9 protein-coding genes are annotated in these 18,316 nt (G+C 35.0%); 6 read left to right on the forward strand and 3 right to left on the reverse strand.

All coding sequences use genetic code 11. The annotated features are described in order from the left end of the window. The first annotated feature begins 206 nt into the window (after nt 1–206). From dnaE to BW939_RS13100, 4 genes are all read left to right on the forward strand, one after another. Nucleotides 207–4,883, forward strand: a complete 4,677-nt coding sequence (dnaE, locus tag BW939_RS13085) for a DNA polymerase III subunit alpha (RefSeq protein ID WP_076452465.1) — start codon at nt 207–209, stop codon at nt 4,881–4,883. Between the two features lie 306 nt (nt 4,884–5,189). Continuing rightward, nucleotides 5,190–8,849 (forward strand): fibronectin type III domain-containing protein, encoded by a 3,660-nt coding sequence (locus BW939_RS13090; RefSeq protein WP_076452466.1) that lies wholly within the window; start codon nt 5,190–5,192, stop codon nt 8,847–8,849. A gap of 299 nt (nt 8,850–9,148) precedes the next feature. Continuing rightward, the gene (locus tag BW939_RS13095; RefSeq protein ID WP_084566661.1) at nt 9,149–11,410 is read left to right on the forward strand and encodes a T9SS type A sorting domain-containing protein; all 2,262 of its coding nucleotides are present in this window, start codon (nt 9,149–9,151) and stop codon (nt 11,408–11,410) included. A 212-nt stretch (nt 11,411–11,622) separates the two neighbouring features. Beyond that, nucleotides 11,623–13,206 carry a GEVED domain-containing protein gene (locus BW939_RS13100; protein ID WP_076452468.1) on the forward strand — a complete coding sequence of 528 codons (1,584 nt, stop codon included), beginning with the start codon at nt 11,623–11,625 and terminating at the stop codon, nt 13,204–13,206. A gap of 73 nt (nt 13,207–13,279) precedes the next feature. Here the strand turns inward: BW939_RS13100 and BW939_RS15875 are convergent, their stop codons facing one another. Together BW939_RS15875 and BW939_RS13105 are read right to left on the reverse strand one after the other, a co-directional pair. Next, entirely contained in the window at nt 13,280–13,438 is a 159-nt protein-coding gene (locus tag BW939_RS15875; RefSeq protein ID WP_159439275.1) for a hypothetical protein, read from the reverse strand. A 43-nt stretch (nt 13,439–13,481) separates the two neighbouring features. Then, nucleotides 13,482–14,309, reverse strand: coding sequence for an ion transporter (locus tag BW939_RS13105; RefSeq protein WP_076452469.1), 828 nt, complete (start codon nt 14,307–14,309; stop codon nt 13,482–13,484). Between the two features lie 60 nt (nt 14,310–14,369). On the opposite strand from BW939_RS13105, the gene BW939_RS13110 reads away from it, so the two are divergent. Both BW939_RS13110 and BW939_RS13115 read left to right on the forward strand, forming a co-directional pair. Then, nucleotides 14,370–15,467, forward strand: a complete 1,098-nt coding sequence (locus BW939_RS13110; protein ID WP_076452470.1) for a Nif3-like dinuclear metal center hexameric protein — start codon at nt 14,370–14,372, stop codon at nt 15,465–15,467. A 2-nt stretch (nt 15,468–15,469) separates the two neighbouring features. Beyond that, entirely contained in the window at nt 15,470–16,246 is a 777-nt protein-coding gene (locus BW939_RS13115; protein ID WP_076452471.1) for a zinc ribbon domain-containing protein, read from the forward strand. A 289-nt stretch (nt 16,247–16,535) separates the two neighbouring features. Here BW939_RS13115 and BW939_RS13120 read toward each other — a convergent pair whose 3' ends face one another. Continuing rightward, nucleotides 16,536–18,314, reverse strand: coding sequence for an AMP-dependent synthetase/ligase (locus BW939_RS13120; protein WP_076452472.1), 1,779 nt, complete (start codon nt 18,312–18,314; stop codon nt 16,536–16,538). Nucleotides 18,315–18,316 lie beyond the last annotated feature (2 nt).

The following is an 18,316-nucleotide window of genomic DNA, read 5'->3' on the forward strand; positions in this document are numbered from 1 at the left end:
AATAAAAGCCTAACAATTGATAGGTAGTTAAATCAATTATTTGAATGCTAGTTAATTAAATATTTACAATGATGAAGTTATAAACATTATTTCACAAGAAATGATTTAGTTTATAGTTAATATCAATTTCCGAAAACTCATTAAAAAACAAAAAAATGCAGTAACTTTACTGACTATTTTCTCATTAAAAAGTTAGAAAAAAATACATGTATTTAGTTTTTGACACAGAAACCACAGGTTTACCGAAAAATTTCAACGCACCGCTTTCAGATTCAGACAACTGGCCAAGAATGGTTCAGATTGCATGGCAACTGCACGATGATAATGGGCAGTTAATTGAAAATCAGGATTATATAATAAAACCGGAAGGGTACGATATACCGTTTAATGCCGCCAGAATTCACGGAATTACCACGAAAATCGCTAATGAAGAGGGTCGTGATCTCGAAGAAATATTAAAGGAATTCGCCAAAGTTTTAGAACGGGTAAGAGTCGTTTCCGGGCATAATGTGGAGTTTGATTATAACATCGTTGGAGCAGAATTTTTCAGAAAAAATATTCAAGACAATCTTCAGGAGAAACCGAAGGCGGATACGATGATTCTGGGAACAGATTATTGTCAGCTTGCCGGTGGAAGAGGAGGAAGGTACAAATCTCCGAAATTGGAAGAATTGTATGAGAAATTATATGGTCACAAATTTGATGAGGCGCACAACGCAGCAGCCGACGTAAACGCAACGGCTCAGGTTTTCTTCGAAATGATGCGTATCGGAATTATTCCTGCAGAAGTTTTGAAGACATCGGAAGACCAATTGGCATATTTCAAAACGTTGCATCCGAATCCTATAAAACCTTTTGGAATTGTTATCAGAAGGCAGGTTGCCGATTTTAACAATAAGAAAAAGCAATCTGATGTCGGAAGTATCGATGATATTGATCTGGGAAAATATTTCAATTTCGATAATAAAAGTGTTTTTTCTACTCTAACGGCCACTTCCAGCATTAATGATTTAATTAGAAAAGCAACAGACGAAAATTTTCCTGCAGTCGGAATGGTCGATTTGGGGAATATGATGGGTGCTTTCAAATTTGTTTCTGCTGTAGAATCTACCAACTCAGACCGTTCAAAAAAGCACAAAGAATTTTTAGCCAAAAAACAGGAAGCAGAAGAAAATGGAACAGAATTTAATGAAACTGAGCCTGTTTCAGAGCCACTAATTCCAGTTGTAGGTTGTGAATTTTATATTTCAGACCGATATGAACAAAAACAGTTTACCAAAGATGATCCCGACAGGAGAACACAGGTTGTTTTACTGGCAAAAGATTTCAACGGCTATAAAAATTTAGCCAAACTTTCTAGTATTGGTTTCTTAAAAGGTTTCTATTTTGGAGTTCCAAGGATCAGCCGTGAAGTGATTGCTGAATATAAAGAGGGTTTGATCGCTTTGACGTCGGGAATCAACGGAGATATTCCTGATGCTATTTTAAATACGGGTGAACAGAAAGGTGAGGAGCTTTTCAAATGGTGGAAAGAAACTTTTGAAGATGATTTTTATGTACAGATTCAGAATCATAAACTTCCTGAGGAAGAACATTTGAATGATGTATTGTTGCATTTCGCAGATAAATATCAAGTTAAAATTTTAGCGCAAAATCAAACATATTATACCAATAAAGACGATTCTAATATTCAGGATATTGTAAGCTGTATTAAAGATGGTGAGAAACTGACGACGCCCGTTGGAAAAGGATTTGGGAAGAGAAGAGGTTTGGCAACGGACGAGTATTTTATTAAAAATTCGCATGAGATAAAAGAATCTTTTCTAAATTATCCGGACGCGTTTGATGCCTACGAAGAGTTTACGGCAAAATTTAGCCCGTATACTTTAAAAAGAGATGTACTTCTTCCAAAATTTGATATTCCGGAAGAGTTTATTCATGCTGAAGATGAACTTGATGGTGGTAAACGTGGAGAAATGGCGTATTTGACACATTTAACCTACGAGGGCGCAAAAAAAAGATATGTAGAAACAGGAATAACTGCCGAAATTAAAGAACGTCTTGACTTTGAACTTGAAGTAGTTGCGAACACCGGTTATCCTGGTTACTTTTTGATTGTACAGGATTTTTGTAACGAAGCCAGAAAAATGGGAGTTTGGGTTGGCCCAGGTCGTGGATCTGCTGCGGGTTCGGCGGTTGCTTATTGTACCGGAATTACCAATGTTGATCCTATTAAATACGATTTGCTATTTGAGAGATTCCTGAATCCTGAAAGGGTTTCAATGCCCGATATTGATATCGATTTTGATGATGAAGGTCGTGATAAAATCATTAAATGGGTGGTAGAAAAATATGGTAAAAATCAGGTAGCACAAATTATTACATATTCCGTTTTGGGAGGGAAATCTGCTATTAAAGATGCCGGAAGGGTTTTAGATTTGCCCATTCCGGATACCAATAATATTGCTAAACTAATTCCCCCAAGTCCAGGGATGAATATCGCCAAAGCTTTAGCAAAGTATGATAAATTAAAACCCGAAGAACAGCAGCTTGTAGATGAGATGAAGTATGTTCTCAATACGCCTGATGATGCCCGCCACGATGTTTTGGCAAGTGCTAAAAAAATGGAAGGCTGTATTAGAAACACAGGAATTCACGCTTGTGGGGTAATTATTACACCGGAAGATGTGAGTAATCTCGTTCCTGTGACGATTGCTGCCAAAGATGCAGATATTTTGGTTTCTCAGTTTGATAACTCGGTGGCAGAAAGTGCTGGTCTTTTGAAAATGGACTTTTTGGGTCTTCGTACATTAACAATTATTAAAGACGCATTAAAATTAGTTAAAGCCAGACATGGAATAGACATTGATCCGGATTTAATCCCATTGGATGATAATAAAACCTATCAATTATTTAAAGAAGGAAGAACGGTGGGTGTTTTCCAGTATGAAAGTCCGGGAATGCAAAAGTATATGCGTGAGTTAAAACCAACTGTTTTTGCAGATTTAATTGCCATGAATGCCTTATACAGACCTGGTCCGATAAAGTATATTCCTAGTTTTATCAACAGAAAACACGGAATTGAAGAGGTGGTTTATGACTTAGAAGAAACTAAAGAATATCTTGAAGAAACCTACGGGATTACCGTTTACCAAGAGCAGGTAATGCTTCTGTCTCAAAAATTGGCGAATTTTACAAAAGGTGAAGCCGATACTTTGAGGAAGGCGATGGGTAAAAAACAGATTGAAGTTCTGAATAAAATGTATCCAAAGTTTATTGAAGGTGGAAGGAAAAATAATCTTAACGAGGAAAGGTTAGAAAAAATATGGAATGACTGGAAGGCCTTTGCAGAATATGCTTTCAACAAATCTCACTCCACTTGCTATGCCTTAATTGCTTACCAAACGGCTTATCTTAAGGCAAATTATCCCGCAGAATATATGGCGAGTGTCATGAGTAATAATATCAATAATACCGAATCAATTACGATGTTCATGGAAGATTGTAAAAGTATTGGTGTAGATGTTTTGGGTCCAGATGTAAATGAATCGCAATATAAATTTTCTGTAAACGAAAAAGGGCAGATTCGTTTTGGTCTGGGAGCAATAAAAGGGATTGGCGAAGGGCCAAGTGAAGGAATTACGAAGGAGAGAGCTAATGGGAGATTTAAAAATATTTACGATTTCTTTGAGAGAATTTTACCTTCTCAAATGAATAAAAGGGTTGCGGAAAGCTTGGTTGTTGCTGGTGCTTTTGATGAACTGGATTCTTTTCATAGAGGGCAGTATTTTGATATAGACATGGCAGGAAGAACCAATTTGGAAAGATTAATTCGCTACGGACAAAGTTTTCAAGAGAGTAAAAACGAAATGGAGCATTCTCTTTTTGCCGATTTTGCCGAAGAAGTTCAGATTGAACGGCCAAAATTAGCGCCTTGTGTAGAATGGCCGAATATGCACAAATTAAACAAAGAAAAAGAAACAATAGGATTTTATCTATCTGCACATCCGCTGGATGAGTTTAAATTTCAATATCAGTTTATACAAGGGAGTTTATCCAAAAAGGCTATTTTAGAAAAAGATGAAGAAGCAAAAGTGATTACAGACGAAGTTCCTATTCTTGAAAAAGATTCTGCAGATGAGGTGGCAGATTTAATTGAAATTGTCTCAGATGAATTGTCTATAGGCGAAGAAGAAATTGTAGAAGAAGTTTCTAAAAAAGCAGAGCCAAAAGGAGTTTTTGGATTTTTGAACCTCGATGAGGTTGATGGTTACAAAGAGTTGGCATTTGCTAATAAGCAAGAAGAATTGTTTGAAGAAAAGAAAAAAGACTGGAAAACCATTCAGAAAGAAAGAGAAAATGGAGGCGGTGGAAAAGAATATACGGTTGCGGGATTGATTACAGAATATGTAGTGAAAGATGGCTTCCGAAGTGGTGAAAAGGTAGCTTTTGTAACTCTGGAAGATTACTCGGGATCTTATTCTTTTAGGTTGGGAGATCGTGATTATATGAAATTAAAAGAAAAACTCGAGGTACAGCGTTTTGTGATTTTAAAAATAAAATTTGCCCAAGTAAAAGACGGGCGTGTTTTCGTGAATGTGAACGAAGTCATAGAATTGCAAGAAGCATTTGAGAAATTCGCAAAAAGTATATCTTTGGTTATGGATGTGATGGATTTTAGACCTGAAGACTTGAGTTTCTTTAAAAATATTTTAGAAAGAAACCCAGGAAATCAAAAATTGAAATTTTACATAAAAGATGTAGATGATGATTTTAATGTACAGCATATTGAAGTGCAGTCTGCAAGGCATCAAGTAAATTTAAACGGAGATTTAATAAAAAATATCCAGTTGATGAATAAATACGAATTTTACCTCAATTAATTACCAAGAATTGATGATAAGAAAGTGGCTTTTTAGTCACTTTTTTTGTTGTTTCAGTTAAATTTTAATGGTCTGTAATATATTTTAGAAAAAAAAACAAACCAAATGTTTAGCTCTAAACTCAGTGAAGAATGATATTAGATGCTTCTCTATCATATTATAACTTCAAAAATAATTAAATGACTGTTTAGTTTTAGTTTATGTTTTTAATTGTTTTAAGATTTTTTTTATCAAAAAAAGGCTATATTAATAATTTTATGATAATTATTTAGTAATTTGAACAGCTAATTTAAATTAAACTTAAGTATGAAAAAACTTTTACTCATGTGCTTTGGACTTTTGTTCGGTACATTGATTAATGCTCAAATTACGCTGGGTTCAGGAACTTCAGCAGCAGGTACTTCCACATCAGCTACAACTGTGCCTTGGAGTGCATATTATAATTTCAGCTACAGTCAACAGATTTTAACTAAAGCCAACATTAATGCTTCTGCTGCTGGTAACATTACAGGTTTGAAATTTTATCTGGGATCATCATCTGCGTTGACAAATTCTAATGAAATTGTAGTGTATGTAGGTCTTACCAATAAAGCAACCTTTACCTCAACTACGGATTGGGTTCCTACTTCTGCACTAACCCAGGTTTTTAGTGGAACAGTTACCAATAATGCTGGCGTTGTAGAAATTACTTTCTCAGCACCTTTCGCTTATGATAATACAAGTAATCTTGTAATTGCTGTTGATGAAAATAAAGCAGGTAATGATGGTGGAGAGGTTTTTTATACTTACACAAATACGGCTAATCAAACTCTGTATTACAGGAGTGATTCGGTAAATCCTAATCCTGCATCAATTACACAAACAGGTACTAGATCTGCTTTGCAATCTGTTACAAGTATCTTAGGTCTTACCCCTTTATCGCCTCCATGTCCTGTTGTTTCTGCTCCTGTAGCTACAGCTACTAATGTGGCTATATTGCCTACTATTAGCTGGGCAACATCATTAAGTGCTACTTCTTATAAAATAAGTGTAGGTACTACTCCTGGTGGAACAGATGTTATGAATCTTACAGACGTAGGAAATGTAACAAGCTATACATTTACGGCTCCTCTTAATTATCTTACACAATATTACTACACTGTGTACGCTTCTAACGCAACCGGAAGCTCTACTGGATGTGTAGAAAGAACATTTACAACGATAGCGATACCTTGTCCGTCCGTCTCTGCGCCGGCTTCTTCAGCTACCGGAACTTCATTAACCCCTACGTTCACTTGGACAGCAGTGCCCAATGTAACAGGATATAGAATTTCAATAGGTACTACCGCAGGAGGTTCTGATATTTTAAATAATCTAGACTTAGGGAATGTAACAACCTATGTTTATAATACATTACTCAATTATAATACAAAATACTATTACACAATAAATTCTTACAATGCAACTTTAACTTCCACAGGTTGTACGGAGAGAAATTTCACGACAATATCATTTTGTCCCGCAGTTTCTGCCCCAGCATCTTCAGCAACTGGAACTTCTTTAACTCCTACGTTTACATGGGCTGCGGTACAAGGTGCAACGGGTTACAGATTATCTGTTGGTACAACACCAGGAGCTACTGATATTGTAAATAATTTTGATTTAGGTAACGTAGTAACTTATGTTTATAATAATGCAGCATTAGGTTATAATACAAAATATTATTATACGATTAATGCCTATAATGGTACTGGGGCATCTACAGGATGTACGGAAAGAAACTTTACAACAAAAACATTTTGCCCTTCTGTAACTTTACCAGCTGCTGCTGCTACAGGAGTTTCGGTAACACCTACATTTACTTGGACTGCTAATACTGATGCTACAGGATATAAAATTTCAATAGGAACGACCGCCGGTGCCACAAACGTTATGAATAACGTAGATTTGGGTAATGTTACTACTTATACATTGTCTACACCTTTGGCTTATGGAGTAAAATATTTTTATACAATCAATGCTTATAATGCTACTGTAGCATCGGTAGGTTGTACAGAAAGAAATTTCACAACATTAACTTTGTGCCCTGCCGTGAGTGCTCCAGCGTCAAATGCTGTTGGGGTATCTTTAACTCCTACATTTACTTGGGCTGCAGTAACTGGTGTTACGGGTTATAGAATTTCTATTGGCACCACCTCTGGAGGTACTGATGTTTTAAATTCATTTGATGTGGGGAATGTTCTTACATATACACTTCCAACACCATTAAATAATTCTACGAAATATTTTTATACTATTTCAGGATACAACGGAGCACAAGTTTCTTCAGGTTGTTCAGAAAGATCATTTACTACTCTTTGTAGTCCGGTGTCTTCATTCCCTTGGAATGAAAACTTTGATGCCATGACTTCTATTGGTGCGGGAGTGGTTCCTATTTGTTGGGCGAATATTACCGGTACGAATGCATTTAATTCTTCAAATGCGGCAAGTGTTTCTTATCACGACCCAAGATCTGCAAATAATTATATGACAATTTATTATGGATCTAGTGCGAGTTACTTATGGACGCCAGGGTTTCAGCTTACAGCAGGAACTTCTTATGATTTCGTTTTCTATTTTGCAGGAGACGGTTATGCAGGATGGGCGGGAGATGTAGTTCAAAACACTGCACAAAGTGCAACTGGTGCAACTGTATTAGGAACATCATTTATTACAAGTGCTACCACTTCTGTTTTGGGAACATACACCAAAGTGACCAGAACTGTAGTGCCTACTGCTAATGGAGTTTATTATTTCGGTATAAAAGTTTCAAGCAATACAATACCATATTATTTAGGTTTTGATGATTTTAGCTTTATGCCAACACCTAACTGTATAGAGCCAACAGGGGTGACTTCTGGTTCTGTTTCTGAGAATAGCGCTTCGATCTCTTGGACTGCTCCCGCAACTGCGCCACTTAACGGATATGAAGTATATTATAGCACATCGAATGTGGCACCAACTGCATCAACTGTGCTGAATACATCGAACTCAGTAACTTCTAGTTCAACATCAGCGGCTTTATCAGGGTTGGCTCCGGCAACAAATTACTACTCTTGGGTAAGGTCAGTTTGTACAACAACCGATAAGAGCCAGTGGTCATCTGTTGCTACATTCAAAACTTTATGCGCTGCAGCTCCGGTACCATTTACTGAGAATTTTAATTCTGGAACTACTGCTAATTGCTGGTCAACCTACAGTACAAATAACACAAGCTACGGATTGTGGCAATTTGGTAGTGCTACACAAGATTATGGTACAACTTATAGTGCTACTGGTCAAAATAATACCGCAGGACAATATGCTTTCGTAGATGCATCATCACCTTATACAGGTGTACATGATGTAACTTTGCTTTCTCCATCAATTAACCTTACTGGTTTGTCTGTGCCAACATTAGAATTTAGATGGTTTAAAAACCATGGTGATACAGTGAATCCTGCAAGCCAGCCATCGTATGATAATAATAAGATTATGGTTGATGTGAAAGATGTAACATCTTCTACTTGGGAAACAGTATTTATGAGCTCTTCTAATGCTGCTACCTGGAGGATGGAGTCTATTGCTTTGCCTGCTTCTTATGTTGGAAAAACTATCCAAGTAAGATTTGTAGTTGATAAAGATGTTTCTGGTAACGGATACTTCTACGATAACTTATTGCTTGATGATGTTAGTTTAAAAGAAGCAGTAAATCTTGCAACTGCTGAAGTTAAAAATAATAAAAATACAATTAAAGTATATCCAAATCCATTCACAGATTTACTTACAATCTCTGACATCAAAGAGGTGAAGTCTATCATGATTTCAGATATGTCTGGAAAAATTGTTAAAACAATTCAAAATCCAGAAGCTACTCTTCGTTTAAGCGATCTAAATGCAGGGATGTACTTAGTGATTCTTAATATGAATGATGGTTCTAAACAAACTATAAAAGCTATTAAAAAATAAATTAGCTTAATCTTAAAGAATCCGCTTTGCAGAATGTTGTAAAGCGGATTTTTTTTTGGTTAAAAAATGCAAAAAATTGACTAAATAATACTGATTTTTTTTCAAATAATATTGAAATATAAAGAAAATTTTTACTTAAAAAAATAATAGAAAAGCCTTTAAATAAATGGTTTATGAAATGTTTTGAAATTCATTTTTTACTGTTAAATTAATATTATAAGTAAAAAAATTCATTTTTTATTGGTATTTGGCTAATATTAACTAAATTTAATTTCTAATTTTAAATTAATTAACTAATTATGAAAAAACTATTATTAATGTGTATGATGGCTTTCGGAGTGGGAGCTTCAGCGCAAATTGTAGTAAGCCAAAGCTTTGAAGGAACTTCTCTGCCTACAGGCTGGACGAGTTTCTCTAATGCCGCTTTAAGCACTACAACAGGAACATCGTATGGTGCATCGGCGGGAACGCCTTGTGCTGGGACAAAAGGAGTCTACAAAAATCTCTATTCTTCAGTTCCATCATGGTATCTTGTTTATAGTTCTACAGCATCTAATGGTGCTGCAATGACTTATTCTTTTAAATATCTTGCAAAAGCATACGATAGTAGCGTACCAGTAAGTGGTTCTGTAGCGGCTGATTATTCTGTAGATGGTGGTACAACTTGGACAACCATTCTTTCCCCAGTTACTCTTACAACTGCAGTTAATGGCAGTATTCCATGTACTACAGTTTCCGGAACTATTCCAGCGGGAACTATTGCTACAGGTGCAAATTTTAAATTAAGGTTTAGTTCTCTTTATACAAGCCCTGGAGATTATTATATGGGATTTGATGATGTACAATTGGCTCAAGCAACAAGTACTCCGCCAAACTGTACCACTATCTCTTCACCGGCAAATGCTGCTACCGGAATTTCAGTTACCCCTACCATTTCTTGGGCAATTGCAACTGGAGGTGCAAGTAGTTACATCGTAAATTTAGGAACTACTCCAGGTGGAACTAATATTATGAATAATGTGGACGTAGGAAATGTAACGTCTTATGCAATTCCTACAGGTACCCCTTTAAGCTATTCTACTCAATATTATATTACTATTATTCCAAAGAATGTCAATGGTAATGCTACAGGATGTACAGAAACTTCTTTTACAACGTTAGCAATGCCTTGTCCTAGTGTTTCAGCTCCATCAGTTTCTGCAACAGGAGTTTCTACATTACCAACATTTGTGTGGACAGCTGTAGCTGGAGCTACGGGATATAAAATTTCTTTAGGTACAACTTCAGGCGGTACAGATGTTTTAAATGCTTTAGACTTGGGTAATGTTACTTCGTATACATTATCAAGTGCATTAAATCCTAATACGATTTATTATTATACAATTACAGCTTACAATGCGTCTACTAATTCAGGAACGGCTTGTACTGTAAGATCATTTACTACAACTGCTGCTGCTTTACCTGCAAATGACAGTTGTAATGGAGCAATTTCTTTAACAGTTAACCCAGACTTATTATGTGGTTCTGTTACTGCAGGAAATACATTGGGAGCTTCTTTATCTATGGCAGCTACTCCTTGCTTTGGAAATCCAGATGATGATGTGTGGTATTCTTTTGTGGCTACAGAAACTTCTCATGTGGTAAGTCTTTCTAATATTGTTTCAACGGGTACTTCAACAACAACGGATATGTATTTTCAAGTATTAAGTGGTGCTTGCGGATCTTTAACAAGTGTTGTGTGTTCTGATCCTGAATCGGCTAATGTATCGGGACTGACTCCTGGTCAAACTTATTATGTAAGAGTGTATACTTACAGTGGAGCTGGTTATAATGCAAGTTTCAATATTTGTGTAGGAACAAATCCTCCACCTCCAGCAAATGATAATTGTTCTTCACCAGTTTCTATAACACCTGGATCTTCTTTTGACCAAAATTCTATAATAGGAACTACAGATGGTGCTACATTAACAAGTGATGCTACTGCAACAACTTCTTGCCAAACAAATAGATATGCAGATACATGGTATTCTGTTGTGGTTCCTCCAAGTGGAACTATTACTATCGAAACTAAATCAGTAAGCGGATCTTCTGTTTCGGATACTGTTTTAGGTGTTTATACAGGATCTTGTGGTACTTTAACTTCGGTAGGTTGTGACGATGATAGTTCTAGTGATGGTAACTTCTCACTTGTAAACTTAACATCGGCTAATGGGATTACTGCAGGTCAAACTTTATTAATAGGGGTTTGGAATTATAGCTCATCTACAAGTGGACAGTTTAAAGTTTCTGCATACGATTCATCGCTTTTAGCTACCAATGAAGTGAAAGAAGCTAAAAAATTAATCGCAGCATATCCAAATCCATTTTATGATGTATTAAACATCTCTGATGTAACAAAAGTGAAGAATGTTTTGGTATCTGATTTTTCAGGGAAATTAGTTAAAACCATTGCAAATCCTACTTCTGCTCTTCAATTGGGAGAATTGAAACAAGGGTTGTATTTAGTGACTTTAGAAATGAAAGACGGTTCTAAACAAACGATCAAAACAATCAAAAAATAATTCTTGGTAATTATTTAAAATAATGATAGCGACTAATTTATTAGTCGCTATTTTTTTGTATCTAAAAGATAGTCCGAAGGTTGCAAGAAATCACATTTGATGTTCTAGAATCTTAGGCATAAAATTATTAATTTGTATTTTAATTATTGTTAACATAATTATATGTTTGTTTTAAATTTTTATAGATTTGTAAATATATTTAAGAATTTCGAATGAATAAATCTTTATTGTTGATTTTGTTATTGTCTTGTTTTGGTTTTTCGGCTCAGACTTATTGTATACCAACATTTAACTCTGGTTGTAGTGATGGAGACCAGATTGATAGCTTTACCATTTCATCTATTGGGTTTAATCATCTTAATACAGGATGCTCTGGCAATGCTTATGGGGATTATACAGCACAGACTATTATTCTAAGCGCGGGCGTGAATTATAGTTTTGAAATCACACACGGATTTAGCAATCAGTTTGTGAAAATTTGGATTGATTTTAATAATGACGGAATATTTACTGATGCCAGTCCAGAATTGGTAGCTTCAGCAGTAAGCACATCTGTATCTGGTATAGACACCACTCTTGGATTAATAAATGTACCTACTGGTGCTACGATAGGAGTTCATAGAATGCGTGTAGCAGATAGTTACTCGTCAGATCCTATACCTTGTAATGTAGACGGTTTCGGTGAGGTTCATGACTATACTGTAAACATTACTGCTGCTCCTTCTTGCATAGCACCAACAGATTTATCGATTAATACAATTACTTCTACATCTGCAAATCTATCATGGGTGGCTTCATCAAGCGTTCCATCAATAGGATATGAATATTATTTGTCTACTAATTCTGCTTATCCTACATCTTCTACAATAGCTACAGGAAGTTCTGCAAATGGCGTTGTTACTACTACATTACCAATAGTTCCTTCTACTTCATATTACGTTTGGGTAAGATCTGTGTGTTCAGGTTCAGATAAAAGTGCATGGTCAATTCCAATAGCATTTACAAGTTTGTGTGCACCTATCACACCAAGTTATACTAATAATTTCACATCATTTCCTGGAGTTTGTTGGCAACAAGCTTCAGGCGGGAATATCACTAGCGGTTCTACATCTACAGATGTGTATTGGATGGAAGACGGTTTCTTAAATGTAAACTATTCAGGAGCAGCAAAGATCAATCTCTTTTACCAAAATCGTGCAGGTTGGCTAAAGACACCAGTTTTTAATCTTTTAGCGGGAGGGTATCGAGTGAAATTTGATTATGGTATTACTGATTATGATGAAACAACGATTTCTGCAATGGGTTCAGATGATATTGTGCAATTTGCCATTTCAAATGATGGTGGTTCTACATGGTCTGTTCTCCAAACTTGGAGTATTTCCAATAGTCCTTCCAATACTTTAAATCAATTTTCTCTAGATCTCACTTCTTACAATTCTGCAAATACAGTATTTGCATTTTATGGTTCAGATGGAGTGGTTGTAGATCCAGAAGACTATGATTTTTTTGTGGATAATTTTGTTATAGAGCATTCGGGAACTTTAGCAACTAATGATAATCTTAAAAAAAATACAAATGTGGTGGTTTACCCTAATCCTTTTGCAGATTTTTTAAATGTTAAAAATTCAGATCTGGTAAAGTCGGCTTCTATTACAGATTTTAATGGTAGAGTCGTAAAAAGATTTGAAGACATAAATACAACCTTGAATATGAATGAAATTATTTCTGGTGCTTATCTTTTGGTTTTAAAAATGAAAGATGGAACGCAACAAATACAAAAAATTATCAAAAAATAAAATTATTCATTCATAAATAAAAATAGGTAACCTAAAAAGTTACCTATTTTTATTTACTATTATAAATGTAAGATTAATCTGTTTTTACTGGTTGTATCTCTCCAGTATTTAAGCTTTCAAAAACTGTAGGGAAAAACATGACAAAGATAAAATAGATAACTATCATTAAAGCGATAAGAGCAACTAGAGTTACAACAAGTGCATTCGGTTTATTTTTTTGTTTTGGTTCCATGATATTAAGTATTATAAAGTGATTTAATAGTTTATAATAAATCCTATGCTAATTTCTTGCCACACTGTTTGCAATATCTGGCATCATCATCAATATCTTCATTTCCACAACGTTCGCAGGTTAATTCTAGGTTTTGTCTTTTGTTCCTCATTTCAGCAGTTACAATTCCTGTAGGAACAGCAATGATTGAATAACCTGCAAGCATCAATATTACCGCAAAAAATTTTCCCATGGGAGTAATGGGTGAAACATCGCCATATCCCACGGTAGTTACTGTAACAACCGCCCAATAGATAGATTGCGGAATTGTTTCAAATCCAGGTCTACCACCTTCCACCATAAACATCATTGAGCCAACGATAACAGAGAAAATAATTAAAAATAAAAGAAAAATATATATTTTTCGTGAGCTGTTTTTCAAAGCTCTCACGATAACTGTGCCATCATTCATAAAGTCTAAAAGGTTAAAAACCCTAAAAACACGTAACATTCTAAGCATTCTGAAAATCAGAAAATATTTTGTTATAGGAAAGAAAAAGCTTAAAAAGAAGGGGATTAAAGACAAGAAATCAATAACTCCGAAGAAACTAAAAAGATAACATTTTTTGTTTTTTAGCACTGCAATACGCAGGCAATACTCAAGGGTGAAAAAAACGGAAATAATCCACTCACAAATAATAAATGTTGTGTGAAATTTCTTGTCGAGCTTAGGAACGCTCTCCATCATAATAATAAAAGTACTCGCAAGAATCAGCAAGAGCAGGATGATATCAAAAAGTTTCCCGAGCTTTGTGTCTGCGCGGTAAATGATCCTAAACAAAAATCTCTTCCAAAGTTGATTTCCGGGAACAAGATTGTGCTCTTTATCCATTTTTATGTTTTTACAAAGTTATAAATAATCGTTATTTTTGAACTCAAACATACAGAATAAATGACAATAAAAGATGTAATCTCAAAAATTGAAAAAAGAATAAACATTGCGCAGGCAGAAGATTATGATAATATTGGTTTGCTTTGTGGACTTCCTGACCGAAATGTAAGTGGAGTTCTCGTTTGCCATGATGCATTAGAAAATGTAGTAGACGAAGCGATTTTGAAAAATTGCAATCTCATTGTTTGTTTTCATCCTATCATTTTTTCAGGTTTAAAATCCTTAACAGGCAAAAACTATGTAGAAAGGGCAGTTCTCAAAGCCTTGGAAAATAAAATTGCCATCTATGCCATTCATACTGCTTGGGATAACGATTTTTTTGGTGTGAATGCAGGGATATGCAATATTTTGGGTGTAAAAAACCTGAAAATTCTTCAGCCCAAAAAAAATAATTTAAAACAATTGAATGTTTATGTGCCACAAGAATATTCTGAAAATGTGCGAGAAGCTTTGTTTGCTGCTAAAGCCGGAAATATAGGTTTTTATGATGAATGCAGTTTTACTACGAAGGGCGCGGGAACTTTCAGACCAATTGAGGGTTCTGTACCTTTCTCTGGAGAGCAAAATATACGCGAAAATGCCGATGAGGTAATGATTTCTGTTATTTTTGAAGCCTTTAAACAGCATCAGATAGTTTCAGCGATGAAAAATGCCCATCCGTACGAAGAAGTGGCCCATCAAATTATAAGTCTGGATAATGAAAATCACTATTCAGGATTGGGAATGTACGGCGAATTGGAAACTGAAATGGATGAAGTTGATTTTTTGAAATTGGTGAAACAAAAATTTAATATAGAAATTATTAAGCATTCAGAATTTACAGGAAAAAAAATTAAGAGAGTAGGGGTTTTGGGTGGTTCCGGAGCAAGCGGAATAAAATCTGCATTATTAAATAAATGTGATGCCTATCTTACCGGAGATTTAAAATACCACGACTATTTCTCGGCAGAATCGAAGATGCTTCTTTGCGACATCGGTCATTATGAATCTGAGCAATTCGTGAGTGAACAATTATTTGAAATTTTATCACAAAATTTTAGTACATTTGCAGTCTTGAAATCTAGCGAAAAAACAAACCCCGTAAATTATTTCATTTAGATATGGCAAAAATAATAGAAATTTCAGTTGAAGAAAAATTGAGAGCTTTATACGATCTACAGATCATTGATTCTAGATTGGATGAAATCCGAAATACAAGAGGAGAATTGCCAATCGAAGTGGAAGATCTTGACATCGAAATAGAAGGTCTTGAGAAAAGAGCTGAAAAATTTCATGCTGAAATTAAAGAGCAAAATGATCAAATCAGTACTAAAAATGAAGTGATCAACCACGCAAAATCTTTAATTGAAAAATACAAATCTCAGCAAGATAACGTAAGAAACAATAAAGAATTTGAAGCTTTAGGAAAAGAAATTGAATATCAAGAACTTGAAATTCAACTTTCTGAAAAAAGAATTAAAGAATTCGGAGCAAAAATTAGTCACAAAAACGAAACTTTAGACGAATTGAATACTAAGATTGAAGAGCTTAAAAATCATCTTAAATTCAAAAAAGAAGAGCTAGAAGATTTGGTGTCTGAAACTCAAAAGGAAGAAAATTACCTTCTTGAGCAGTCTAATGAATATGCTTCTAAAATTGATGACAGATTGCTTGCTTCTTACAACAGAATCAGAAAAAATTCTATCAACGGTCTCGCTGTAGTAGGATTGGAAAGAGGTGCGCCAAAAGGTTCTTTCTTCACAATTCCACCACAAAAGCAGATGGAGATTGCTCAAAGAAAGAAAATCATCATTGATGAGCATTCAGGAAAAATCTTGGTAGACGATGAGTTGGTAAACGAAGAAACTGAAAGAATGAAATCTGTAATTAAATTCTAATTAGTTACATTTTAAAAATATAAAAGACCGGAAATTTTCTCCGGTCTTATTTTTTTATCTTATCTTACAATGGGTAGTATCTTTTCTACTGTCTTTTTTATAGTTAAAATGATAACTGCCGTATTTCTAGATTATTGTTTTTGAATGACAATGGCATAGAATGAAGTTGAATGCACTTAAAATTATTCCTATTCAGTACCTTTAAAACAAATGTATTATTCGTGAAAAGCATTAAAGCAATTTGTATTTAAAAAACAAAAAACCGCCTCAAAAGAAGCGGTTTAGTTTTTTAAGCATGATGTTCATACATTTTATTATACAAATCAATAAATTTCTCTTTAATCGCTTTTCTCTTCAGCTTTAAAGTTGGAGTAAGAAGTCCGGCTTCTATGCTCCATATTTCGGGGGTGAGCTCAATTCTTTTTATCTGTTCCCAACTTCCCAGGTTTTGGTTGATGTCATCCATTTCTTTTTTAATTCTCTCTTTAAGTTCAGTGCTGGATGCAATTTCTTTAGGAGTGGTGCCTATGTTGAGGTTGTTTCTCATTGCCCATTTTTTAGCAAATTCGAAATCTGGTTGAACCAAAGCCGTTGGCATTTTCTCACCATCACCTACCACCATAATTTGTTCGATAAATTTTGATGCTTTTGCTAAATTTTCAATCGTTTGCGGCGCAATATATTTCCCTCCTGAAGTTTTAAACATTTCTTTTTTACGGTCTGTGATCTGTAAAAACCCTTCACCGTCGATATGACCGATGTCTCCGGTTTTAAAATAACCGTCGTCCGTAAACGTCTCTTTGGTTTGCTGTTCATTGTTGAAATAACCTTTGAAAACCGATGGACCTTTTACAGTAATCTCTCCATCTTCTTGGATTTTTACTTTTAAATTATCCAGCGGATGCCCCACAGTTCCCACTTTCATTCTTCCAAAAGAATTTACTGAAATCACGGGCGAAGTTTCTGTCAAACCATACCCTTCCAAAATAGGAATCCCTGCATTTTGAAACATTAAATTTAATCTCGTAGACAAAGCCGCCGAACCAGAAACTAAAGTGATAATTTCACCTCCCAAGCCTTCTCTCCATTTTTTGAAAACCAGTTTATCTGCTATTATTTCTTTTAAACCAGAAGGTTTTGAAACCGTTTTCTTTTTTTGAATTAAATCTAAAGCCCAAAAGAAAATTTTCTGTTTAAGGCCTCCCGCAGAAGATCCTGTTGCGTAGATTTTATCATAAACTTTTTCCACCAAACGCGGCACAACGCTCATGTAATGTGGTTTTACTTCTTTTACATTTTCGCCCATCTTTTCAATGCTTTCGGCAAAATGAATAGAAAAACCGTTATATTGGAACAAATAGAACAGCATTCTTTCAAAAATATGACAGATGGGAAGAAAACTTAAAACTCTTGTGTCCTTATAATCTAAGCTTTTCTTTTTTGGAATTCTGGGTACAGATCCCAAGACATTGGAAACAATATTTTCGTGTGTTAGAATTACACCTTTAGGTTTTCCGGTGGTTCCTGATGTGTAAATAATGGTTGCTATATCGTCCGGATTAATCGCCTTGGCAAGATCTTCTACTTCCATTTGGGTAGAATCATCTTCACCGAGGTCTAGAATTTCTCGCCAGTTGGCAGCTCCAGTAATAGCATCAAAAGTAAAAATTCCTTGCAAACTTGGGATGTTATGTTTTACTTTCATCACCTTATCAAGCAAAGATTTATCCGAAAGGAAACAATATTTAATCTCAGCATTGGTGAAAATAAATTCATAATCTTCTGCCGAAATACTAGGATAAACGGGTACAGATACAACTCCTATTTGCGAAAGACCAAGATCCATTATTGCCCATTCGGTGCGTGAATTGGTGGTAATCAGTGCTATTTTATCACCAGGTTTTATGCCTAGCTTTAGTAGTCCACGCGAGATTTTGTTGGCCTCATAAATAAATTCTTGTGTAGAAGTTTTTTTCCATTCACCATTGTATTTTGTCACAAACATATCTGCCTTTGGATAATTTTCTAAAGCATGTTGTGGTATATCGAATAATCTTTTGATTGTCATAA

The sequence above is a fragment of the Chryseobacterium piscicola genome (genome assembly GCF_900156685.1).
GTDB lineage: Bacteria > Bacteroidota > Bacteroidia > Flavobacteriales > Weeksellaceae > Chryseobacterium > Chryseobacterium piscicola.